Origin of the sequence: Nonomuraea ferruginea, assembly GCF_039540635.1 — a bacterium.
GTDB lineage: Bacteria > Actinomycetota > Actinomycetes > Streptosporangiales > Streptosporangiaceae > Nonomuraea > Nonomuraea ferruginea.
On record NZ_BAABFD010000014.1, the window covers coordinates 123,099 to 145,200 of the forward strand.

Annotated in this window: 18 protein-coding genes; 8 read left to right on the forward strand and 10 right to left on the reverse strand. The window is 72.1% G+C overall.

The window, feature by feature from the left end:
- The first annotated feature begins 33 nt into the window (after window positions 1-33).
- Window positions 34-468, forward strand: a complete 435-nt coding sequence (locus ABD999_RS25945; RefSeq protein WP_148033521.1) for a hypothetical protein — start codon at window positions 34-36, stop codon at window positions 466-468.
- Here the strand turns inward: ABD999_RS25945 and ABD999_RS25950 are convergent.
- The 8 genes from ABD999_RS25950 to aceB all read right to left on the reverse strand — a co-directional run bounded on the left by ABD999_RS25950 (window position 452) and on the right by aceB (window position 9,683).
- Window positions 452-2,365: a zinc metalloprotease gene (locus ABD999_RS25950; RefSeq protein WP_271277936.1), complete on the reverse strand. Its 1,914-nt coding sequence runs from the start codon at window positions 2,363-2,365 to the stop codon at window positions 452-454. The genes ABD999_RS25945 and ABD999_RS25950 overlap by 17 nt on opposite strands.
- Window positions 2,366-2,425: 60 nt before the next feature.
- On the reverse strand, window positions 2,426-2,638 hold the full coding sequence (locus tag ABD999_RS25955; RefSeq protein WP_219544141.1) for a DUF2277 domain-containing protein: 213 nt from the start codon (window positions 2,636-2,638) through the stop codon (window positions 2,426-2,428).
- 3 nt (window positions 2,639-2,641) lie between these two features.
- On the reverse strand, window positions 2,642-3,379 hold the full coding sequence (locus ABD999_RS25960; protein ID WP_187281325.1) for an IclR family transcriptional regulator: 738 nt from the start codon (window positions 3,377-3,379) through the stop codon (window positions 2,642-2,644).
- A gap of 71 nt (window positions 3,380-3,450) precedes the next feature.
- On the reverse strand, window positions 3,451-4,191 hold the full coding sequence (locus ABD999_RS25965) for an IclR family transcriptional regulator (RefSeq protein ID WP_148034838.1): 741 nt from the start codon (window positions 4,189-4,191) through the stop codon (window positions 3,451-3,453).
- Between the two features lie 2 nt (window positions 4,192-4,193).
- Entirely contained in the window at window positions 4,194-5,396 is a 1,203-nt protein-coding gene (locus ABD999_RS25970; RefSeq protein WP_148033518.1) for a (Fe-S)-binding protein, read from the reverse strand.
- Window positions 5,396-6,616 carry an FAD-binding oxidoreductase gene (locus ABD999_RS25975; RefSeq protein WP_271277935.1) on the reverse strand — a complete coding sequence of 407 codons (1,221 nt, stop codon included), beginning with the start codon at window positions 6,614-6,616 and terminating at the stop codon, window positions 5,396-5,398. The genes ABD999_RS25970 and ABD999_RS25975 overlap by 1 nt, the downstream gene beginning before the upstream one ends.
- The gene (locus ABD999_RS25980) at window positions 6,616-8,055 is read right to left on the reverse strand and encodes an FAD-linked oxidase C-terminal domain-containing protein (RefSeq protein ID WP_271277934.1); all 1,440 of its coding nucleotides are present in this window, start codon (window positions 8,053-8,055) and stop codon (window positions 6,616-6,618) included. Before ABD999_RS25980 ends, ABD999_RS25975 begins: the two co-directional genes overlap by 1 nt.
- 50 nt (window positions 8,056-8,105) lie before the next feature.
- The gene (gene aceB / locus ABD999_RS25985) at window positions 8,106-9,683 is read right to left on the reverse strand and encodes a malate synthase A (RefSeq protein ID WP_271277933.1); all 1,578 of its coding nucleotides are present in this window, start codon (window positions 9,681-9,683) and stop codon (window positions 8,106-8,108) included.
- A gap of 146 nt (window positions 9,684-9,829) precedes the next feature.
- Between aceB and ABD999_RS25990 the strand changes: the two genes are divergently transcribed.
- The 7 genes from ABD999_RS25990 (at window position 9,830) to holA (ending at window position 20,110) form a co-directional block, all read left to right on the forward strand.
- Window positions 9,830-10,534, forward strand: a complete 705-nt coding sequence (locus tag ABD999_RS25990) for a DUF4097 family beta strand repeat-containing protein (RefSeq protein WP_148033514.1) — start codon at window positions 9,830-9,832, stop codon at window positions 10,532-10,534.
- An 83-nt stretch (window positions 10,535-10,617) separates the two neighbouring features.
- Window positions 10,618-12,030: a GTPase HflX gene (gene hflX / locus ABD999_RS25995; RefSeq protein WP_148033513.1), complete on the forward strand. Its 1,413-nt coding sequence runs from the start codon at window positions 10,618-10,620 to the stop codon at window positions 12,028-12,030.
- A 404-nt stretch (window positions 12,031-12,434) separates the two neighbouring features.
- Window positions 12,435-13,643 carry an imidazolonepropionase gene (gene hutI / locus ABD999_RS26000; protein ID WP_345482923.1) on the forward strand — a complete coding sequence of 403 codons (1,209 nt, stop codon included), beginning with the start codon at window positions 12,435-12,437 and terminating at the stop codon, window positions 13,641-13,643.
- A 13-nt stretch (window positions 13,644-13,656) separates the two neighbouring features.
- The gene (locus ABD999_RS26005; RefSeq protein ID WP_345482924.1) at window positions 13,657-14,466 is read left to right on the forward strand and encodes a DegV family protein; all 810 of its coding nucleotides are present in this window, start codon (window positions 13,657-13,659) and stop codon (window positions 14,464-14,466) included.
- A 385-nt stretch (window positions 14,467-14,851) separates the two neighbouring features.
- A complete protein-coding gene (locus tag ABD999_RS26010) occupies window positions 14,852-15,553 on the forward strand; it encodes a ComEA family DNA-binding protein (RefSeq protein WP_271280507.1) in 702 nt (233 codons plus the stop codon).
- Between the two features lie 659 nt (window positions 15,554-16,212).
- Window positions 16,213-18,993: a ComEC/Rec2 family competence protein gene (locus ABD999_RS26015; RefSeq protein ID WP_345482925.1), complete on the forward strand. Its 2,781-nt coding sequence runs from the start codon at window positions 16,213-16,215 to the stop codon at window positions 18,991-18,993.
- 133 nt (window positions 18,994-19,126) lie between these two features.
- On the forward strand, window positions 19,127-20,110 hold the full coding sequence (holA, locus tag ABD999_RS26020; protein WP_271279641.1) for a DNA polymerase III subunit delta: 984 nt from the start codon (window positions 19,127-19,129) through the stop codon (window positions 20,108-20,110).
- Here the strand turns inward: holA and ABD999_RS26025 are convergent.
- Together ABD999_RS26025 and ABD999_RS26030 are read right to left on the reverse strand one after the other, a co-directional pair.
- Window positions 20,107-21,147, reverse strand: a complete 1,041-nt coding sequence (locus ABD999_RS26025) for a hypothetical protein (RefSeq protein WP_271279642.1) — start codon at window positions 21,145-21,147, stop codon at window positions 20,107-20,109. The genes holA and ABD999_RS26025 overlap by 4 nt on opposite strands.
- On the reverse strand, window positions 21,144-22,046 hold the full coding sequence (locus tag ABD999_RS26030) for a hypothetical protein (RefSeq protein ID WP_148033508.1): 903 nt from the start codon (window positions 22,044-22,046) through the stop codon (window positions 21,144-21,146). The genes ABD999_RS26025 and ABD999_RS26030 overlap by 4 nt, the downstream gene beginning before the upstream one ends.
- Window positions 22,047-22,102 lie beyond the last annotated feature (56 nt).

Genomic DNA, 22,102 nt, shown 5'->3' on the forward strand with positions numbered 1-22,102 from the left:
GCGCTTAGCCGTACGAGGGGAAAGGTGACGAGGGTGAAGCGACTCGTCCTGGCCTGGGCCGCCGCCGCGGTCGCCGCGACCGGCGCGGCCGTGGCGGTGCTCGGCCTGCTCGGCGGCGCGCTGACCGGCACGTCCGGCCAGGTGATGACGCAGGAGGAGGCCCGTGCCGCCCTGACCAGGGTGACCGCCACCATCCAGCGCCCGTCCCAGAGCCCCGCGCGGACCCCCACCCAGGCGCCCCTGGAGAACGAGGTGATCCGCACCGCGGGCGGCACCGTCATCGCCTCCTGCGCGGGCGGCAAGGTGACGCTGCGCTCGTGGAGCCCCGCCCAGGGCTACTCGGTCGACGGCGTCGAGCCCGGCCCCGACACCGAGGCCAAGGTGGAGTTCGAGCCGGACGACGACGCCGAGGAGGTCGAGGTCAAGGTGGGCTGCGCGGGCGGCCGACCGGTCAAGCTTCCAGACTGAGCGCCTGCGAGGTCAGCTCGGCCTGCTTCCTGATCTGGCCCATGATGATGGGGTTGACCCCCTTGGCCTGGAAGGTCGCGACCATCTTGTCGAGCACCGCCCTGGCCTTGGGCAGGTCGCCCTGCCGCGCCTCCGCCCTGGCCCAGCGGCGCATCACCATGTTGAGCGTGATGTTGTCGATCGTGCCCGCCCCGGCGACCCTGGCGAGCTGCTCGATGCCCTGCTTCGGGTCGGGCGGCCGGATCCGCAGCCGCTTGCCGGCGGTGATGGTCTTGAACTCCCGCTCGGCGTTGAGCCCCTTCACCATCCGGGCGTAGACGGACAGCGGGTGCTGCCCGAACCGGTCGATCATCTCGTCCAGCGCCTCGTTGCCCGGGCGCAGCGCCGGCGAGTCGGAGCCGAGCAGCGAGAACAGCTTGCCCTGGTCCTCGCCCAGCATCAGCTCGGCCACCCGGTGGTCGTCGTCGGTGGCCGGGTAGCGCACCCGTACCAGGCAGGGCGGGGAGACCACGTGCGAGCCGTCGGCGGCGATGTACTGGGCGCGCACCCGGTACTCGCCGGGCTGCTGGAAGTAGTGGCCGTCGCGGCCGTGGCCGATGTAGGCGCTGCGGTACATGGCCGGGTTGCCGGCGTCGAGCCTGATCTCGGGCGAGCGGTCGACGCAGTGGCGCATCATCGGCCGGTAGAGCACGGTCCTGCCGCTCGGCTGGGTGATCGTGACCTGGGTGAACTCGGTGTCGGGGTGGAGGTGGCCGTGGGTGACGCGCGGCTCGCCCGTACAGGAGAGCTTGAGCTCGACCACCACCGGCTCGCCGAACCCGAACGGGTCCTTGGCCCGCAGCTCCAGCGCCAGACCCGAGTGGTCCTCGATCGGCTGCTCGAACGGGGCCACCTCGGCGGCGCCCGCGCCGAACGCGTTGGCGCCCATGGCGACGTCGCGGAAGAAGCCGTGGCGCACGTGCACCAGCTCCGTGTCGGTGAACTGGAACGGGAACGCCGCCCAGTAGCCCTCCTCGCCGCCCGGCCGGTAGTTCTGCACGTAGTTCATCCAGGACAGATCGCCGAAGCCGCCGTGCGGGCCGAGCGGCTGGGGCGGCGTGGCGAGGTTCTTCTGCCAGGAGTGCAGCAGGTTGAAGGCGTGCCCGAGCTCGTGCACGTACGTCCGTAACTGGGCCCGCTGCGCCTCCGGCGAGTCGCCCTTGATCGCGTCGTGGAACACGGCGGCGCCCTGCCGCTGGTGGGCGTCGTCGTAGTCGAACATGATGCCCCGGTAGCCGCCCACGTGCCGGCTGGCCACCAGCAGCCACACCCGCCAGGCCGGAGCGTCGCCGAACCGACTGAACTGCTGGGTCATCGCGTGGTGCAGCTCGGCGTCGTCCCAGGCCAGGTCGGCGCCGGAGCCGTCGACCGGGATCACGCCCGGCTCGGTCACGGTCATCCCGACGCCCGCCTCCGCCCAGGCCTCCACCACGTTCAGCTCCCGCGCAGGCGACCCGTCGGGCCCCCGCAGCCTGCCGGTGTGGTACGAGACGAACGGCACGGCTCCTGCCACCGAATCCTGCTCCAGCACGACCTCACGGAAGTGGCGCGAGGTGAACCGGACGGGGTAGTCGCGCCCGGCGACGCGCGCGGTGCCGCCGTCGCCGATGATCGTGACGCGCACGTCACGGGCCGGCGTGGCGAAGGTGAACTCCCCCCGCCCCTCGGCCCGCGTCTCGTCACCCTCCGCCGTGACGACGGGGGCGTGCAGCACGAAGGACCCGTCGTAGGTGACGGTCGCGCCCGAGGCGGCGAACAGGTCGCCGCTCACCCGGCCCGTCGGCCGGGGCCCGTCGACGTCGACGCGGAGCACCAGCGTCGAGTCACCGTCATGCCCCTGGTAAAGCCCGCTGATCATGATCGCCCCCTGGAGTCGGTGGGGTTACAACGCGGACACTTCTCCCGACGGGCGGGCGTGTCAACGGGATCCGCGAACTCGCAGCGAGCTCAGCAGCTCCTCGGAGGCCCGGGTGATCGTCTCGACCGCGCGGTCGAACGCCTCGGCGTTGTGCGGGGCCGGGGCGCGGAAGCCGGAGATCTTCCTGACGTACTGCAGCGCCGCCGCCCGCACGTCGTCCTCGGTGACGTCCTCGGTGTACGGGGGGCGCAGGGTCTTGATGCTTCGGCACATGCTTCAACCGTAATAGCCGAGCCGCCGGCTTATCTCCCGCGCGCCCTCGGCCACGGACTCGCCCACCTCAGGCAGCCGCTGCGGGGTCAGGCGGAAAGACGGCCCGGACGCGCTCACGGCGGCCACGACCGCGCCGTCGATGTTCCTGACCGGCGCCGCGACCGCGTTGAGCCCCGGCTCCAGCTCCTCCACCGCGGCCGCCCAGCCGCGCCGGACGATCTCCTCCAGCCCGAGCTGCCGCCGGTCGGTGATGGTCAGCGGGGTGAACCGGCGCAGCTCGTCCGGCACGGCCAGCGCGCCGAACGCCAGCAGCACCTTGCCGCTGGAGGTGGCGTGCGGGGGAGTGCGGGCGCCGGCCCAGCTCTGCCCGCTGATCGCGGACGGGCCGCGCACCTGGCTGATGTTGACCACGTCGCCGTCGCGGGCCACCGCGATGTTGACGGTCTCGCCGACCTCCTCGGCCAGCCGCATGCAGACCGGCCTGCTCTCCCTGGCCAGGTCGAGCTGGGCGGTGGCGGCCCCGGCGAGCCGGACCACGCCGACGCCGAGCCGGTAGCGGCCCCGATCGCCGGTCTGCTCCACCAGCCCGCCCTGCTCCAGGGCGCCGAGCAGCCGGGACGCGGTGGATTTGTGCACCTCCAGCTCCGAGGCGAGGTCCGTCACGCGGGTGGCGCCCTCGCGGGCCAGGATCTCCAGGATGGCGATGGCGCGGTCGACGGATTGCACGGAGCTGTTGCTCATAGCGCAACAGCTTAGTCCGTCCGAGCGCCGAGAGTCGTCGTCACCCTGACGAAAACAGGGCTTCCATGGCGCTATCCGGCGGCCGGGCTCAGCTCCGCGCCGAACGCGTCGGCGATCTTCAGCATGCCGCGGGCCAGCTCGTCGCGGTCCAGGGCGTCGATCCGCTCGGCCGGGCCCGACACCGACATGGCCGCCACCACCCGGTCGCCGTCGCGCACCGGCACGGCAAGGCAGTGCACGCCCAGCTCCTCCTCGCCCAGGTCGAGCGCGTAGCCGCGGTCGCGCACCACGTCGAACTCGGCCAGCATGGGGCCGGTGGCGGTGATCGTGTTGGGCGTCCGCCGCGGCATGCCGGTGCGCTCCAGCAGCGTGACCGCGTCGTGGGCGGCCCGCCACGCCAGCAGCACCTTGCCCACCGCCGTGCTGTGCGGCAGCACCCTCCTGCCGACCTCGGCGAACATCCGCAGCCTGCGCGGCGACGGCACCTGCGCCACGTAGACGATGAAGTCGCCTTCGAGCACCGCCAGGTTGGCCGTCTCGCCCGACAGCTCCACCATCCGCGTCAGGTGGGGCTGCGCCCACACGCCGACCATGCCCTCGGCCACGCCGCCGAGCCGCACCAGCCCGCCGCCCAGCGCGTAGCGGCGGTCGGACTCCTGGCGCACGTAGCCACGCGACAGCAGGGTCTGCAGCAGCCGGTGGATGGTCCCGTACGGCAGCCCGGTGCGGGCGGCGATCTCCGACAGGCTCGCCTCACCACCCTGCTCGGCCAGCGCCTCCAGCACGTCGAGCGCCCGCTCGACCGACTGCACGCTCACAGGGAGACCCCGCGCAGCGACGCGTCCAGCACCTCGGCGGTGTGCGCCACCTTGATCTCCGCTCCCTGGCGGCGCATCGCGGCGGCGATCTGCATGGTGCAGCCGGGGTTGGCCGACACCAGCAGCCCGGCCCCGGTGGAGCCGACGGCCTTGGCCTTGAGGTCGCCGAGGTCGCGGGCCGCCTCGGGCTGGAAGATGTTGTAGGTGCCGGCCGAGCCGCAGCAGATCGCCGAGTCGGGCACCTCGCGCAGGTCCAGTCCGGGGATGCCGCGCAGCAGCTCGCGCGGCTGCGACCGGACGCCCTGGGCGTGCGCCAGGTGACACGCGTCGTGGTAGGCCACGGTCAGCGGCAGCGGGCGCCGCTCGGCCGCCGGGCCCAGCTCGACCAGGAACTCCGACAGGTCCATCACCCGGAAGCCCGGCTCCTCGCCGAGCAGCTCCCCGTACTCCTTCATGGACGAGCCGCACCCGGCGGCGTTGACCACCACGACCTCGACGCCCGCCCTGCGGAAGGCGCGGACCGTGCGGCGGGCCAGCCGCCTGGCCTGGTCCTCGCGCCCGGCGTGCACGCTCAGCGCGCCGCAGCAGCCCTGCCCCGCGGGAATCAGCACGTCGCAGCCCTCCAGCGCGAGCACCCGCGCGGTGGCCGCGTTGACCTGCGGGAAGAACTCGCCCTGCACGCACCCGGTCAGCATGCCGACCACGGCCCGCCGCGGACCTCTGGCCCGCACCAGCCGGGGCAGCCGCTGCCGCCGCCGCACCTCGGGCGCCAGCGCCGCCATCGCGCCCAGGCTCGGATGCGCCCGTTCCAGGAACGGCGCCAGCCGCCGGACCAGCCCCGTGCCGGGCCGCGTCAGCCGCAGCCTGCGCGGATACGGGAACAGCCCGAACACCAGGCCGCGCACCGCCCGTTCCTGGGGGTCGCGCTCGTGCGCCCGCTCCACCTCGGCCCTGGTCTGCTCGATCAGCCGGTCGTAGCGGACCCCGGAAGGGCAGGCGGTCACGCACGCCATGCACCCCAGGCAGGCGTCGAAGTGGCCGGCCATCTCCGGCGTCACCGGAGTGCCCTCCACGTGCTGTTTCATCAGGTGGATGCGACCGCGCGGGGAGTCCATCTCCTCGCCCCACAGCACGTACGTGGGGCACGTCGGCAGGCAGAACCCGCAGTGCACGCAGTCGCCGATCAGGTCGGGGTCCATCAGATGCCTCCCACGAACCGGCCGGGAGACATCCTTCGCCCCGGGTCGAACCGTTCCTTCACCCGCCGCATCAGCGGCAGCGCGCCCACGCGCCCCCACCGCTGGACGCTCTCGTACGGGGTCGCGTGCACGACGAGCCGGGCCCCGCAGGGCTCCAGCCGGTCGCGCAGCGCGTCCACCGCGCCGGAGACCTTCTCCTCGTCCTCCTCGCCCCACAGCTCCAGCCAGATCCGGCCGGTCACCGCGGACCCGCGCAGCGAGAAGCCGCTGTAGTGCACCGCGTCGAGCACCTCGGTCAGCGCGGCCGGCGGGAAGCGCACCTCGGCCAGCAGGTCGTCGTCGGCGATCAGCCCCCACTGCGGCGGCGGCTCGTCGCGCACCCCGGTCACCGGCTCGCCCATCCGCTCCGCCAGCGCCCGGGCCCGCTCCTCCGCCGCCGCGCCCTCGACGAGCACGGTCATCCAGATCGGCCCCTGCCCGTGCGGCCAGTCGAGCTCGACGGCGCTCGGCTCCTCCTGGGCGGCGGCCAGCATCGCGGCCAGCTCGCTCACCTGGCACGGCCCGCGCTCCGACACCTGGGGAGGTTCGATCACCGCCACGATCCAGCGCCGGTCGGCGGGCAGCGGGTGGAGCCGGAAGGTGGCCTCGGCGATCACACCCAGCGTGCCGAACGAGCCGGTGAACAGTTTGCCCAGGTCATAACCGGCGACGTTCTTGACGACCTTGCCGCCCGAGCGCGCGACGGTGCCGTCGGGCAGCACGACGGTGATGCCGATAAGCAGGTCGCGGGCCGTGCCATAGCGGAAGGCGCGCGGCCCCGCGACCGCGGCGGCGAGCGTACCACCGATCGTGGTGCCTTCGGTGAACGGAACGTCGAGAGCGAGCTCCTGGCCGCTGCCGGCGAGCGCCGCCGCGAGCGCGTCCATGGTCACTCCGGCCTGGGCGCGCACCACCAGATCGCCGACCGCGTGCTCGACGATCTCGTTCATGCAGCACAGGTCGAGCAGCACGTCCAGCCGCTCCGGCGGCGGGCCCCAGTGCAGCTTGGTGCCGCCGCCCGCGGGCACGACCGCGAGGTCGCGGTCCGCGCAGGCGCGCATCAGGGCCGACACCTCCTCGACCGTCTCGGGCAGCGCCACCCAGCGCGGCGTCACCCCGCACACGGCGTCTTCCGGCCCGGCCTCCCTGACCGTCACCCCGGTCAGATCCTCTGAGAGCATCAGAACTGCTCCGCCTTCCCGGACTCCACCAGCGGGTGCACGCCCTTGCGCACCCCGGGCACCTCGCCGCACAGCCGCGGCGTGGGGAACACCTTGCCGGGGTTCGACAGGCCCCGGGGGTCGAACGCGCACCGTACGAGCTGCATGGTGTCGAGGTCGTCGTCGGTGAACATGCGCGGCATGTATCTCGCCTTGTCGACGCCTACCCCGTGCTCGCCGGTGATGGAGCCGCCGTGTTCGATGCACAGGTCCAGGATCGCGCCCGACACCGTCTCCGCCCGCTCGCCGGCACCCGGCTCAGTGTCGTCGAACAGCACCAGCGGGTGCAGGTTGCCGTCGCCGGCGTGGAACACGTTCGCCACCCTGATGCGGTGCTCGGCCGACAGCCGGTCGATCTCGGCCAGCACGCGCGGCAGCGCGGTGCGCGGCACCACGCCGTCCTGCACGATGTAGGCCGGGCTGATCCGGCCGACGGCGGCGAACGCCGACTTGCGGCCCTTCCAGATCGCCGCCCGCTCCTCCTGACTCGCCGCCACCCGCAGCTCGAACGCGCCCGCGCAGATCTCCTTGAGCCGCGCGAACTGGAGCTCGACCTCGGCCGACGGTCCGTCCAGCTCGACGATCAGCACGGCGCCCGCGCCACGCGGGTAGTCGCAGGCCACCGCCGCCTCGGCGGCCTCGATGGCCAGGGCGTCCATCATCTCGATCGCCGCGGGCACGATGCCGGCCCCGATGATGGCCGACACCGCCCGGCCGCCCTGCTCGATGTTCTCGAAGGCGGCCAGCACGGTGGTGACCGACTCGGGCGCGCGGCTCAGCCGTACCGTGATCTTCGTGGCGATGCCGAGGGTGCCCTCCGAGCCGATGAACGCGCCCAGCAGGTCGTAGCCGGGGTCCATCCGGTCCAGCGTCACCAGGTCACCGTCGGGGGTGACGATCTCGCAGGCCTCGACGTGGTTGACGGTGAAGCCGTACTTGAGGCAGTGGGCGCCGCCGGAGTTCTCCGCCACGTTGCCGCCGATCGAGCAGATCTGCTGGCTGGACGGGTCGGGCGCGTAGTAGTAGCCCCGGTCGCGCACCGCCTCGGTGATCGCCAGGTTGGTGACCCCCGGCTCGACGACCGCCCGGCGGTTCGGCAGGTCGACCTCCAGGACGCGGCGCATCCTGGAGGTGACGACGAGCACCCCGTCCTCGCGGGGCAGCGCGCCGCCCGACAGGCCCGTGCCCGAGCCGCGGGCCACGAAGGGCACCGCGAACTCGTTGCACAGCCTGACCACGGACGCCACCTGCTCGGCGGTGTCGGGGAGCACGACCACGCCCGGCGTGGCCCGGTGATAGGTGAGACCGTCACACTCGTAGGTACGCAGCCGGACGGGGTCCGTTATCACCGCGTCGGCGGGCAGCACCTCGCGCAGCGCCGCCGTCAGCGTGTCCAGCATGGCGCCTCCAGCGAACTCGGCCTCCCTATAGTGCAAATATATGGCGGCATCTACGGCATTCGGGCGTATGCCGGAAGCGTCAGGAAATCGGCGAAGTCGTCGTCCAGGGCGACCTCCTTGAACAGCTCCGTCGCCTGCCCGAACAGCTTCTCGTCGTAACCCGGCTCGGCCGCGATCTTCTCCAGCTCCTCGCCGATGATCCGCTCGACCAGCTCCTTGGTGACCTGGGCCCCGGTGTCGGCGAGGGTGATGTCGTTGTGGATCCACTGCCAGATCTGGGAGCGGGAGATCTCGGCCGTGGCCGCGTCCTCCATCAGGTTGTGGATCGCCACCGCGCCCAGCCCGCCCATCCACGCGGCCAGGTAGCGCAGCGCCACGTCCACGTTGTTGCGCAGCCCCGCCTCGGTGATGTCGCCCGGCGTCTCGGAGACGGCCAGCAGGTCAGCGGCCGTGACGGTGACGTCCTCACGCAGCCGGTCGAGCTGGTTGGGGCGGTCGCCGAGCACGCCGTCGAAGACCTCGCGGCAGATCGGCACCAGGTCGGGGTGCGCCACCCAGGAGCCGTCGAAGCCGTCGCCCGACTCGCGCGTCTTGTCGGCGCGGACCTTCTCCAGCGCGACCGCGTTGACCTCCGGGTCACGCCGCGACGGGATGAACGCCGCCATGCCGCCGATCGCGTGCGCGCCCCGCTTGTGGCAGGTGCGCACCAGCAGCTCGGTGTACGCGCGCATGAACGGGGCGGTCATCGTCACCGCGTTGCGCTCGGGCAGCAGGAACTCGCGGCCCCGGGTGCGGAAGCTCTTGATCACGCTGAACAGGTAGTCCCAGCGGCCCGCGTTGAGCCCCGCCGAGTGGTCGCGCAGCTCGTAGAGGATCTCCTCCATCTCGAACGCGGCCGGGTAGGTCTCGATGAGCACGGTCGCCCTGATCGTGCCGTGCGGGACGCCCAGCAGCTCCTGGGCGCGGGTGAACACGTCGTTCCACAGCCGCGCCTCCAGGTGGGACTCCATCTTCGGCAGGTAGAAGTAAGGGCCGCTGCCCCTGTCGAGCTGCCGCTTCGCGCAGTGGAAGAAGTAGAGGCCGAAGTCGAACAGCGACGCCGACACCGGGTCGCCGTCGACCAGCGCGTGCTTCTCGTCCAGGTGCCAGCCGCGCGGCCGCACCACGATCGTGGCCAGCTCCTCGTCGGGACGGAGCGCGTAGGCCTTGCCGCCGGACTCGAAGTCGATCGTACGGTCGAGCGCCTCGCGCAGGTTGAGCTGGCCGAGCACGCAGTTCTCCCAGAGCGGGGAGTTGGCGTCCTCGAAGTCGGCCAGCCACACCTTGGCGCCCGAGTTGAGGGCGTTGATGGTCATCTTGCGGTCGACCGGCCCGGTGATCTCGACCCGCCGGTCCTCCAGGCCGGGCGCGGGCGGCGCGACCCGCCAGTCGCCCTCCCTGATCTCCTTGGTCTCCGGCAGGAAGTCGAGCGTGCCGCCCGCCGCCAGCTCCCGCTGCCTGGCCTGGCGGGCCTCCAGCAGCTCCAGCCGCCTGGCGCCGAACTCCCGCTGCAGTGTCGTCAGGAACGACAGCGCCTCGGGCGTGAGGACCTCGTCGAACCGGTCGAGCATCGGGCCGGTGATCTCCATGGTGCGATCTCTTTCCGCTTCGTGGAAAACTGCTTCTGGATTATGGAAGGGAAGCTACGCCATCCGGGTTCCGAGGGTCAAAGCCGGGGGTGCCTTCGGGGGCATCCCCGATGCGTGGGGGTGCCACGCGCGGAAGGATCGGGGGCATGAAGAGACTTGTGATCGCGGGTGGCCTCCTGGCCTCGGCCGCGTTGCTGACCGGCGGTCTGACGGGATGCGGCCTGACGGGCATCGCCGGGCCCACCGAGCAGGACTCCGTGTCGTACGAGGTCGCGGAGAAGGTCACGAAGCTGGAGGTGCACAACGGCTCCGGCGACACCGAGATCACCGAGACCGACCGCCGCACGGTGAAGGTCGACGAGACCATCCAGTGGCGCGGCGAGAAGCCGACGACCGAGCACACGGTCAACGGCGACACGCTTGTGATCAAGTACGACTGCCCGAGGCTGGTCGCCGGCAACTGCGGCGTCAACTACAAGATCGAGGTGCCGAAGGGCCTCCAGGTCACCACCGAGGCCGGCTCCGGCGACATCACGCTCAGGGCGCTGTCGGGGCCGCTCACCGTGAGCTCCGGCTCCGGCACGGTCGACGCCTCCGGCCTGACGGGCAAGACGGTCGTCGCCGAGCTGGGCTCGGGCGACATCGAGCTCGAGTACGCGGCCGCGCCGGACAGCGCCGAGGTGGAGACGGGCTCGGGCAGCGTCATCCTGCGCGTCCCCGACGAGGGCTACGACGTGAGCACCGACGTCGGCAGCGGCGACGCCACCGTCTCGGTCCGCGACGAGCAGAACGCGCCTCGCAAGATCAAGGTCAGCGCCGGATCGGGCGACGTCAGCGTGTTGCCGCAATAATCAGGTGTTGGCGGTGAGGATGTCGTGCCACGATCGGGGAAGACACCGAGGTGTCCAGACGTTTCCTATTAGAGATGACACGAATGCACGAAAACCCCGCGATCGAAGAGTACGAGACCGGCGAGATGGACCTCGAGGAGCGCCAGGCGCTACGGCGCGTCGCAGGCCTCTCCACTGAACTTCAAGACATTTCCGAGGTCGAGTACCGGCAGCTGCGACTCGAGCGGGTCGTCCTGGTCGGGGTCTGGACCTCGGGCACGGTCGAGGACGCGGAGAACTCGCTCCAGGAGCTGAAGCTCCTGGCCGAGACCGCGGGTTCCCAGGTCCTCGAAGGCCTGATCCAGCGCCGCAAGTTCGCCGACCCCTCCACCTACATCGGCTCCGGCAAGGCGCTGGAGCTGCGTGACGTGGTCGAGTCGACCGGCGCCGACACGGTGATCTGCGACGGCGAACTGAGCCCTGGCCAGCTCCGCCAGCTCGAAGACATCGTCAAGGTGAAGGTGATCGACCGTACGGCGCTGATCCTCGACATCTTCGCCCAGCACGCGAAGAGCCGGGAGGGCAAGGCCCAGGTCGAGCTCGCCCAGCTCCAGTACCTCCTGCCGCGCCTGCGCGGCTGGGGCGGCAACCTGTCCCGCCAGGTCGGCGGCCGGGCGGCCGGCGGCATCGGCATCGGCGGACGCGGTCCCGGTGAGACCAAGATCGAGCTGGACCGCCGCCGCATCCGCGAGCGGATGTCCAAGCTGCGCCGCCAGATCAAGGGCATGTCCACCTCCCGCGACACCATGCGCCAGCGCCGCCAGCAGCGCGAGGTGCCCGCGGTCGCCATCGCCGGCTACACCAACGCGGGCAAGTCCTCGCTGCTCAACCGGATCACCGGAGCGGGCGTGCTGGTGGAGGACGCGCTGTTCGCCACCCTCGACCCGACCGTGCGCCGCTCGCGCACGCCCGAGGGCAGGCTGTTCACGATCGCCGACACCGTCGGGTTCGTCCGCCACCTGCCGACCCAGCTCGTCGAGGCGTTCCGGTCGACGCTGGAGGAGGTCGGCGACGCCGACCTGATCCTCCACGTGGTCGACGGCTCGCACCCCGACCCCGAGGGCCAGCTCGCCGCCGTGCGCGAGGTCTTCGGGACCATCGAGGGCGCGTCCGACCTGCCGGAGATCGTGGTGATCAACAAGGCCGACGCGGCCGACCAGGAGGTGCTCGACCGCCTGACGCGACGCGAGCGCGACAGCGTCGTGGTGTCCGCCCGCACCGGCGCCGGCATCCCCGAGCTGCTGGCCCTCATCGAGCGCAGCCTGCCGCGGCTCGACCACGAGGTCGCGCTGCTCGTCCCGTACGACCGGGGCGACCTGATCTCGCGGGCCCACAAGGAGGGCGAGGTGCTCTCGGTGGACCACGTCGAGGAGGGCACCATCCTGCACGCCCGCGTGCTGCCGAGCCTCTACCAGGAGCTGATGCGCGTAGGCAAGCCGGTCGAACGAGTCTCTTAACGGCACGCGAGGGCAGCTCTGGTCACAAAGTGGCCAGGGCTGCCCAAACGCGGCAGTGGTCCCGCAACGCTGGGATTGCTAGGATTAGCCGAGCCTTTCGGCTTAATGACACGGGTTAAGGGATGACGGCTGCTGCGCACGATGGAGCACGCGGGGGCCTGTGGTTGAGGGTGTGGCGTCTGGGATGAGTGGGCTTTCTTCCGGATAACCCTGTACAGCAAGCCCGCTTGTGAAATAACGTAACTGAACTGAAATCGCCGGATCATGAGTCCAGCGATACGGTCACCGCTACAGCATTGCGGATGAGAGCAGGAGACCCCCATGTCGTCCGGACCCGGAGCGGACTCAGTGGGCGCGGCGGAGGCCGTGCGCTGCGTGCTGCTCCCGCGTGGGGCGGTGATGCGGTGACCGTTCGGTTGCTGACCAACATCGGCCGCCTGTGGACCGGCAACGAGGTCCTCAGCAACGCCGCCATCCTCGTGCACAACGACCGCATCGCGTGGGTCGGCCGGGCGCCTGACCTGCCGCAGAGCGTCCCCGGCGTCGTCGACGACATCGTCGACGTCGACCACGTCGAAAACCTGAGCGGCGCGCTCGTCACCCCAGGCCTCATCGACGCCCACACCCACCCCGTCTACGTCGGCAACCGCTACGCCGAGCTGGCCATCCGCACCGGCGGCTCGACCTCCGCGTCGATCACCGCCGCGGGCGGCGGCGTGGGCTCGACCGTCACCGTGACGCGCGGCACCGACCCGTGGACGCTCTGCAACGGCGTGCGCGAGCGGCTGCGCGGCTGGCTGCTCAACGGCACCACCACCGTCGAGGCCAAGACCGGCTACCACCTCACCCGCGACGGCGAGCTGGCCGACGTGCGGCTCCTGCGCGAGCTGGAGAAGGAGCCGATGATGCCGCGGGTGCACGTCACCTTCCTCGCGGCGCACGTCGTGCCTCCCGAATACTTCGGCCGCCAGCGTGAATACGTCGAGGCCGTGGGCGCCTGGTGCGCCGACGCGGCCGCGGCCGGCGCCGACAGCGTCGACGTCTACTGCGACGAGGGCCACTTCACCACCGAGGAGTCCCGCTGGGTGCTCGCCTCGGGCCGCAACGTCGGCCTGCTGCCGCGCATCCACGCCGGCCTCTTCAGCCGCCGCGGCGCCGTGCAGCTCGCCGCCGAGCTCGGCTGCGCCTCCGCCGACGGCCTGCACCACATGTCCGAAGAGGACATCGCGATCATGTCCCGCTACGGGGTGCCCGCCGTCGTCTGCCCCGCCACCGCCCTCCAGCGCGGCCACCTGCCGCCGGTCCGCCAGATGATCAAGCACGGCGTGCAGATCGCGCTCGGCAGCGACCACAACCCCGGCTACTGCGGCATCACCTCGATGTCGCTGGTCATCGCGATGGCGGTGTCGGCGTTCGGGATGAGCGTCAACGACGCGCTGCGCGCGGCGACGCTGGGCGGCGCGACCGTTCTCGGCGCTCCCGACCGAGGGGTGCTGCAGCCGGGACGCCTCGCCGACATCGTCCAGTGGGACGCCGACCACGAGGGCGCCTTCGCCTGGTCCTTCGGCCTCAAGCCGCGCCGCGTTTGGCGGGGTGGGACGCCGGTTCAGTAGTTAAAGTCGGGGTATGCCGCCCGCTGTCGCCGTAGTCACGGATTCCACCGCTTACTTGCCTGAGGTGCCGGGCGTCGCTGTTGTCCCCGTACAGGTGATTTCCGGTGATCAGTCCTGGGATGAGCCCGAGTTCGCCGGAAATTTCGCCACAGCAACCACTTCGCGGCCCGCGCCGGAGCGCTTCGCGTCCTGCTACGCCGCGCTCGCCGCGCAGGGCGCGGCGAGCGCCGTGTCCATCCACCTGTCGGGAGACCTGTCCGGCACGGTGGAGGCGGCCAGGACGGCGGCACGCGAGGCGCCGCTGCCGGTCACGGTCGTGGACAGCCGCTCGATCGGGATGGGCGTCGGCTTCCCCGTCCTGGCGGCGGCCCGCGCCGCCGAGGCGGGGGAGTCCCTGGAGTCGGTGGCGGCTGCGGCCACCCGGTGCGCCGCCCGCACGCGGACCTTCTTCTACGTCGACACGCTGGACCACATGCGCCGTGGCGGCCGGATCGGCGCGGCGGCCTCGCTGCTGGGCTCGGCCCTCATGATCAAGCCTCTGCTGCACCTGACGGACGGGCGCATCGCCCTGCTGGAGAAGGTCCGCACCTCGGCCCGCGCCCTCACGCGCCTGGAGGACCTGGCGGTGGAGGAGGCGGGCGACGAGCCGGTCGAGATCGCCGTCCAGCACCTGGCCGCCCCGGACCGCGCCGAGTCCCTCGCCGCCAACCTGGCGAAGCGGGTGCGCGGGCCGGCGGGGATCCGGGTGGTGGAGGTGGGCGCGGTGATCGGGGTCCACGTGGGGCCGGGCATGCTGGGCATCACGATCTCTCCGACGTCGTAGCCGGGGGTGGTCGCAGCGGTGGCTGGGGAGGGCCTGTCGCGACGGGGCGGTTCGCGCGGGACCGGGGGGTCCAAGGCTTTTCGGGAACACGGGGGGTTGGCACTGTGCCTAGCTTGACGTCTCGAGCGCGCCTTTTTAGGAGCCTGGGGCGCTGGTACCGCGCCCAGCCTGTCGTCTTGGGTGCGGCTTTTCGTGACCCCGGGGCTCCGGTGCCGTCCCTAGCTTGATGTCCCGGACGCGGCCTTTCGGGAACCCCTCGGTCGGCTGCCGTACCGGGTGTCTTCGTTCGCTGGGCTCGCCGTAGGGCCTGTGAACAAGGCGTCGTTGTCCACAGAACCTCGTTCGGGACGTGTCGGGCACCGGGCTGCCCCGTACCTTTCCGGCCGTGCGCGCCCAAGATTCGACGTCCGAGCGGACCATCGCCGAGTCCCGGCTCCGTTCTCTCACCGGTTCCGAGGGTGCCCCGTTCTCCGCCGGGGTGCCCGAGTCCTTCCAGGCCTTCCGGGCCGCCGCTCCCGCCCTGGACCCCGGTCGGCCCGGCCTGCGTGTCCTGCTGGCCCTCGGCGCCGCGGCGGTCCTGGTGGCGGGTTTCCTCCTCTGGCGCGCCCAGCCTGTCCCCGAGCCCTTGCCTGACCCGGCTCCGCTTGCCAGCGCGACGCCCGCCACCACCCCGACGACCAAGGTGACCGTCCACGTCGCCGGAAAAGTCCGTGAGCCGGGCGTCTACCCCCTGCCTACCGGCTCCCGCGTGCAGGACGCGATCACCGCCGCCGGAGGCATCCGCCGAGGCGCCCCTCTGGGCACTCTCAACCTGGCCAGACGCCTCGTCGACGGTGAGCAGATCATGGTCGGCGCCCCAGCGGCTGAGCCGGGCTCCGCCGCCGCACCCGAAGCCGCCGTCATCGACCTCAACGCCGCCACCCTGGACCAGCTCGAACAACTCCCCGGCGTGGGCGAGGTCCTGGCCTCCCGCATCGTCGACTTCCGCACCAGCCACGGCGGCTTCACCAGCGTCGACCAACTTCGCGAGGTCAGCGGCATCGGTACCCGGCGGTTCGAGGAGATCAAGCCGAAGGTTCGCATCTGATGCCGATCCCGATCCGTCCCTCAGCCACCACCACCCAGACCCCCAACGATCGTGTCGACGCCGCACCCGGCAGCGGCAGAGCGGAGGGCGGCGAAAGCCGCAGGCCCGCATTCAGCGGCGGGAAGTCCACCGTCGGGACGTTCGACGGCGGAAGGTTCGGCGGCGCGAGGGGCGGCGGCGAGAAGTCCAGCGTCGGGAGGTTCAGTGGCGGGGCGTTCGGTGGCGCGAAGTTCGACCGAAGGAAGCCCGCCGTCGGAAAGTTCGGTGGCCGGATGTTCGGCCGCAGGAAGTCCACTCTGGGGGAGTTCGGTGGTGGAAGATCCGGCGTCGGAAGGATCGGTGATGGAAGGTTCGGCGTCGGGAGGTCTGGTGGCGGAAGATCCGGCCTCGGGAAGCCCGGTGCGGCGAGGTTCGGGGTCAGGAAGCTTGGTGGGGCGAGGTTCAGGGTCGGGAAGATCGGTGGGGATTGGTTCGGTGGCAGCGAAGGTGGCGGGGCGGCGGGCTGCGGCGGTGCGTCGAGCCGTGGTGAGAGGGGCGGGGGCCACTTCTGGCCGCTCGTGATCCCGGCGGCCGCCGCGTGGGCCACCGCTCTCGTTCTCCTCGGCTGCCCCGTCCAGGTCGCCGTCCTCACGTGCCTTCTCGCAACGGCTGGCTCGCCGGTGGCCTGGCGGTTCGCGCGGGGCACGGCCCGCCGCAACACCATGGTCGCGGTGCTGATCAGCGTCGCAGCCACCAGCGGTTCGATCGCGCTCCGCCTGCACGCCGTCACCACCGGCCCCGTCGCCGAGCTGGCCGCCGAGGGCGCGTCCATCACCGCCGAGATCACCCTCACCGACGATCCCAAGGTCAGGCGCCCCAAGCCTGGCCTGTTCCAGCGGGACAGCATCGTCGTCGAGGCCAACCTGGAGATCCTCCGCACCGGCACCCGCCGCATCTCCGTCCACACCCCGATCGTGGTCTTCGCCAACGGCGCGGAATGGCGACCGCTCCTCCCGAGCCAGCGTCTCCACGTCAGGGGCCGCCTCGCCGAGCCCACCTCGCCCGGCCTCGTCGCCGCCATCCTCCTGGTACGAGACCCGCCCGAGATCCTCACGCCCCCTTCGCCCGTCCACACGGTGGCAGGCGAGTTCCGCAGCGGCCTGCGCGAGGCGGCCGGCGTCCTCCCGCCTGACCAGCGTGGCCTCCTCCCGGCTCTGGTGGTCGGCGACGTCTCGCGGCTGGACCCCCAGGTCGACGAGGATCTCAGGGAAGCGGGCCTGAGCCACCTCAACGCTGTCAGCGGCGCCAACCTGGCGATCGTCGCGAGTGCCGCCCTCGCCCTCTGCCGGCTGGCCGGGTTGCCCCTCGCCCCCAGAGCCGCCTTCGCCGCCCTGGCCATGATCGCCTTCGCCATCGTGGCCCGGCCGTCCCCCAGCGTCCTGCGCGCCCTCCTGATGGGTCTGGTGGCCGCCCTGGCCCTGGGCACCGGCCGGGCCAAGGACGGCGTCGCCGCACTGTCCGCCGCCGTCCTGCTGCTCATCCTGTTCGTCCCCGACCTGGCCCGCTCCTACGGCTTCGCCCTCTCGGTGACGGCCACAGCCGGCATCCTCCTCCTGGCCCCTCGCTGGCGCACCCGCCTCACCGGCGACCCCACCGCACATCCCCCTCCCACCGCCCCAGGCTCAGCGGTCCACGCGCCTGTGGCCCGTCCCGTCTCCGGCTCGGGCAGGAAAGCGTGCCCAGCCCCGGAGCCGGAAGACTCCATGCGTCTGGCGCATCCCGGTTCAGGGGCGCGTCCCGGTTGTGGGGTGGGTCGGGAGGCGGAGTCGAAGGGCTTCACGTCTGCGGCGCGTTCCGGTTCTGGGGCGGGTCGGGAGGCGGCGTTGGGGGACTTCTCGGCTGCGGCTAGTCCTGGTCCTGGAGTGGGTGGGGGTGGAAGTGCCCGCGTGAGGCTGGAGGGCTTCGCGTCTGGGGCGCGTCCCGGTTGTGGGGTGGGTCGGGAAGCGGGGGCGAAGGGCTCCGCGCCTGGGGCGCGTCCCGGTTCTGGAGTGGGCGGAGAGGCGGGGGCGGGGGAGTTCTCTGCTGCGGCGAGTCGGGGTCCTGGGTTGAGGGGGTTCGAGCCTGGGGCCGGTTCTGGTTTTGGGGTGGGTGGGGCAACGGGGGCGGTGGGGTTGGCGCGTCCCGGTGACTCCTGTCCGCGGTCTGTGGTGGAACGACGGGCGGTGGGGCGGCGCCGGGTGCGGTGGCCTCGGTGGGCGGCGGAGGCGGTGGTGGTGACCGCTGCGGCGCAGGCTGCCGTCACCCCGGTGCTGGTGCTCATGTCGGGTCAGATCAGCCTGGTGGCGGTGCCGGCCAACCTGCTGGCGGGGCCGGCTGTGGCGCCCGCGACCTTGCTGGGGTTCGTGGCGGCGCTGATCGCGCCGTTCTGGCCGGAGGCGGCGCAGGCGCTGGTGGTTCCGGCCGGGTACGCGGTCGGCTGGATCATCGTGGTCTCCCGGTGGGCGGTCGGCATCCCGCTGGCCAGCGTGCCCTGGCCGCAGGGGATCGCGGGGCTCGGGTTGCTGGCGGTCGCCGCCGGCGTGGCGGTGGTGCTGCTGAGACGGCGGGCGGGGCGGGCCGTCATGCTGGCCGTCGCGGCCGGGGTGCTGATCGCGGTGCTCGTGATCAGGCCGATCGCCGCGCCCTGGCCGCCCAGAGGATGGCTGATGGTGATGTGCGACGTCGGCCAGGGCGACGGGCTGGTCATCGCGGCCGGTCCCGGCCAAGGTGTGGTCGTCGACGCCGGCCCCGACCCGGCCGTCATGGACCGGTGCCTGCGCAGGCTCGGCGTTCGGGACGTGCCCCTGGTGATCCTCACGCACCCGCACGGCGACCACGTCAACGGCCTGGCGGGCGTGCAGCGTGATCGGCGGGTGGGAGCGGTCATCACCAGCCCGCACCGCGCGTCCGCGCCGCAGAGCGCCCGTCTCAGCGCCGGCCTGGCCCGCCGCCGCATCCCCGAGCACACCGCGCAGCCGGGCACCCGGTGGCGGCTCGGCCCGTCCGAGTTGACCGTGCTCGCGCCCGAGTCAGCGGCGGCGGACGGGCCGGGGGAGGGCAGTGCCGCCAACAACGCGAGCATCGTCCTGCACGTCCGCTGGCGCGCGGGGTCGGCGTTGCTGAGCGGCGACATCGAGTCGGAGGCCCAGCACCGGCTCCTGCGTGACTCCCTGCCGAGGGCCGACATCTTCAAGGTCCCGCATCACGGATCGCCTCGGCAGGTCCCGGCCTTCTTCGCGGCGGTTCAGGCCCGTGCGGCACTGGTCAGCGTGGGAGCCGGCAACGGCTACGGCCACCCCGCCCCGTCCACCCTCAGCCTGCTGAACCGTATGGGCGCCCGCGTCTACCGTACGGACAAGTCGGGCGATGTCGCGATCGTCGACCAGGAAGGAGCCCTCGCGGTGGTATCGCGCGGACGCTGACCGCCCCAGAGCGGAACCGACCACCGGTCGCTCCCACGGGTATGGCCGGACGGAACCGACCACCGACCGCTCCCACGGGTGTGGCCGGGGTGGGTTGGTGTCTCTGCGTTTTGGGATGGGGGGAGGGCGTGGGATGCTGCTCGACATGGCGGGAAGCGATCCGGCACCTGTGACCTTGGTCGTCGGGGACGAGGAGTTGCTGGCGGAGCGGGCCGTAAGCCAGGTGGTCGTGGCGGCGCGGGCCATGGATGCCGGGGCCGAGGTGCACGATCTCGTCGGGTCGAAGGTGACGGCGGGGGAGCTGACGCAGTTGACGTCGCCTTCGCTGTTCGGAGACCGGACCGTCGTGGTCATCAGGTCCGCGCACGACCTGGGCAAGGACGTGATCGCGGAGGTCGTCGCCTACGCCAAGCGGCCGTCCGACGACGTGGTGCTCGTGCTGGCGCATCCCGGCGGGGTCAAGGGCAAGGCGCTGGTCGACGGGGTGAAGAAGGCCGGGGCCGAGGTGGTCACCGTCACCAAGGTGACCAAGGCGGGGGAGCGGCTGGAGTTCGTCAAGGGCGAGTTCAGACGGGCCGGGCGGGGCATCTCGGGGGAGGCCGCCCAGGCGCTGCTGGAGGCGGTGGGCAACGACCTGCGGGAGCTGGCCGCCGCGTGCAACCAGCTGATGTTCGACACGGAGGACAAGACGATCACTCCGGCGGCGGTGGCGCGCTACCACAGGGGGCGCGCCGAGGTGACCGGGTTCAACGTCGCGGACTCGGCCGTCGAGGGGCGGCTCGGCGAGGCCCTGGAGCAGTTGCGGTGGGCTTTGAGCACGGGTGTCGCGCCCGTGCTGCTGGTGAGCGCGCTGGCGGGCGGGCTGCGGTCCATCGCCAAGATCGCCGGGGCGCCGCGCAACCTGCGGGGCGGGCAGCTGGCGAGCCACCTGGGCATGCCGCCGTGGAAGATCGAACGGGTCAGGAAACAGGTCAAGGGGTGGGGACCGGAAGGGCTCTCGCGCGCCATGCAGGCCGTGGCCGACGCCGACGAGCAGGTCAAGGGTGCGGGCGCCGACCCCGCCTACGCCTTGGAGCACACCGTCCAGGTCATCGTGGCCAGCCGCACCGGCCGTTAGGGAACCTCCGGGCGGTCCTCGGCCTGGTCACGTCCGGTCGCGCGGCGTTCCCGCAGGTCCTCGGCCTGGTCACGTCCCGCCGTGCTACGTTCCCGCAGGTCCGCCGCGAGCCCTTCCTTGCGTACCCGTACGTCGACGTAGAGCAGGACGAGGACGGCCACCAGCCAGGCGTAGTAGGCGGCGGTGGCCACAGTCGTCGGCACGTACGTCACCACGTCCACCCACCCGGGTGTCGCCGGGACCTGGCCGAGAAGCAGCGCCAGTGCGAGCACGGCGGTGAGCCAGATCGGCAGGAGGAAGGTCACCACGAGCGCCACCGTGGCGAGGAGTTCGAGCAGGAGCATCCCCAGGACCCGCGGCAGGTTGTTGCCCACCAGGAGGGCGGAGCGACGCAGCGCGCCACCGAGGCGGAGCGGCTCCAGCGCGGCCGTGACCGGCGCGAACAGCAGAGCCAGCGCCATCATCAGCCAGACCAGCAGCGGCAGCGTGGTGATCTGCCAGGTGTACGGCAGCAGGGACAGGACCTCGGAAACCACCGCCGGGTCCGCGGGAGCGTCCCCGTCGGCCAGAGGGCGAAGCCCGTACCAGAAAAAGGCTCCGAGCGCCGCGATCAGCCCGAGGACCACCAGCTGCGGCACCACGGTCAGCAGCGCGGTCACCCCGAGCACCGGCCGTATCCTGCGGGCCAGCAGGCGGAGCGCCGTGCGGATGGTCACCGGTTCCCCGGTGAGCGCCTGAACCACGAGGACCGCCTGCAGAGCCCCGGTCAGTGCGAAGACCGCCAGGACGACGGCCTGGCCGAGCAGGAGCGACAGCACCGACAACTGGACGAGTTGTTCCCGCGTGGCGCCGGAGGTCGTCAGCGGGGTGACCAGCGCGCTCCACGCCCACAGGACCAGGTCGCCCGCGAGGGTGAGGACGAGCGCGGACCCGACGAACGGGAGCGGATGGCGGCGCAGCAGCAGGACGGCGGTCGCCCAGATCTCCAGGATGTTCCGGGGCGCGAGCGGCGGTGGCGGGTGGACGGCGGCCGTCACGACGGCTCCCCGGTGGCGTCCTCGCGGCTCAGCCGCTTGTCCTGGTCGGCGAACTGCACCACGGCGAGCATCGACGCGGTCGCGAGGACGCAGGTGAGCATGGCCCACTTGACGGCGATGAGCACGGTCCACTCGGCCGGCCCGAGACCGCCGGCCGGGTCGTCGCCCGTGGCGCGCAACAGCACGGCCGCGCCGAGGATCCCGCCGAAGCCTTCGAGAAGCGCCCGCAGCACGCAGCGGGCGGAGAGAATCTTGAAGAACTGGCCGCGGGTCAGCCGCCGGGACAGTTTGACGGCCTGCCGGCCGCCCAGCCCTTTCACCGTGACGCCGGGCGCGGCGAAGGCGAACCGGATCTCCACGGCGGCGACCACGAAGAGGGCGGCCAGGAAGAACAGCGGCCCGGCGCCCGGGAAGCCGGACACCGGTATGTCCCGCTCGGCGGCGACCGGGAAGAGCGCGTACATCGCCAGTCCCAGGGAAGTCAGCAGGAAGGTCAGCCCGCACAGCCGGGCCAGGCCGCGCCACGTGCCCGGCGGGGAGTTCGCGCCGATGACCGTGGGCGCCAGCAGACCGCTGAGCACGACGATCGCGGCGCTGTTCACCGCGAGGATCGCGATCGCGCTCAGCGCGTCGGCGAACCGTGTCCACAGGAACGTGTACTCGTGCCAGATCGCCGGCCGCTCGATGACGCGCGCCAGCAGCGACTGTGCGAGGAGAGCCGGGACGGCCACCACCGCGGCGCGCCACAGAACGGCACGCGGATGGCGGCGCACCTCTGAGAACGCCTCGACGACCTGTTCCTCGGCGGGCTTCCACGGGGGCGGCGGGGGCGGCTCCTCATGTGGGGGGACGGGCAGGGCCGACAGCGGTCGTCCGGTGGGATCGCGGTCGTCAACCACGCTCCCATTGAACTCCGCACACGGCGACCCGGCCAGGGTCCCACCGGCGACCCACG

What these genes read in the sequence shown, in the direction of transcription:
- ABD999_RS25960 (WP_187281325.1), bottom strand. Translation starts at nt 3,379, where the DNA reads ATGAGCAACAGCTCCGTGCAATCCGTCGACCGCGCCATCGCCATCCTG.
- ABD999_RS25975 (WP_271277935.1), bottom strand. Translation starts at nt 6,616, where the DNA reads ATGCTCTCAGAGGATCTGACCGGGGTGACGGTCAGGGAGGCCGGGCCG.
- ABD999_RS25970 (WP_148033518.1), bottom strand. Translation starts at nt 5,396, where the DNA reads ATGGACCCCGACCTGATCGGCGACTGCGTGCACTGCGGGTTCTGCCTG.
- ABD999_RS25980 (WP_271277934.1), bottom strand. Translation starts at nt 8,055, where the DNA reads ATGCTGGACACGCTGACGGCGGCGCTGCGCGAGGTGCTGCCCGCCGAC.
- hflX (WP_148033513.1), top strand. Translation starts at nt 10,618, where the DNA reads ATGCACGAAAACCCCGCGATCGAAGAGTACGAGACCGGCGAGATGGAC.
- ABD999_RS25955 (WP_219544141.1), bottom strand. Translation starts at nt 2,638, where the DNA reads ATGTGCCGAAGCATCAAGACCCTGCGCCCCCCGTACACCGAGGACGTC.
- holA (WP_271279641.1), top strand. Translation starts at nt 19,127, where the DNA reads ATGCTGCTCGACATGGCGGGAAGCGATCCGGCACCTGTGACCTTGGTC.
- aceB (WP_271277933.1), bottom strand. Translation starts at nt 9,683, where the DNA reads ATGGAGATCACCGGCCCGATGCTCGACCGGTTCGACGAGGTCCTCACG.
- ABD999_RS25950 (WP_271277936.1), bottom strand. Translation starts at nt 2,365, where the DNA reads ATGATCAGCGGGCTTTACCAGGGGCATGACGGTGACTCGACGCTGGTG.
- ABD999_RS25990 (WP_148033514.1), top strand. Translation starts at nt 9,830, where the DNA reads ATGAAGAGACTTGTGATCGCGGGTGGCCTCCTGGCCTCGGCCGCGTTG.
- ABD999_RS26005 (WP_345482924.1), top strand. Translation starts at nt 13,657, where the DNA reads ATGCCGCCCGCTGTCGCCGTAGTCACGGATTCCACCGCTTACTTGCCT.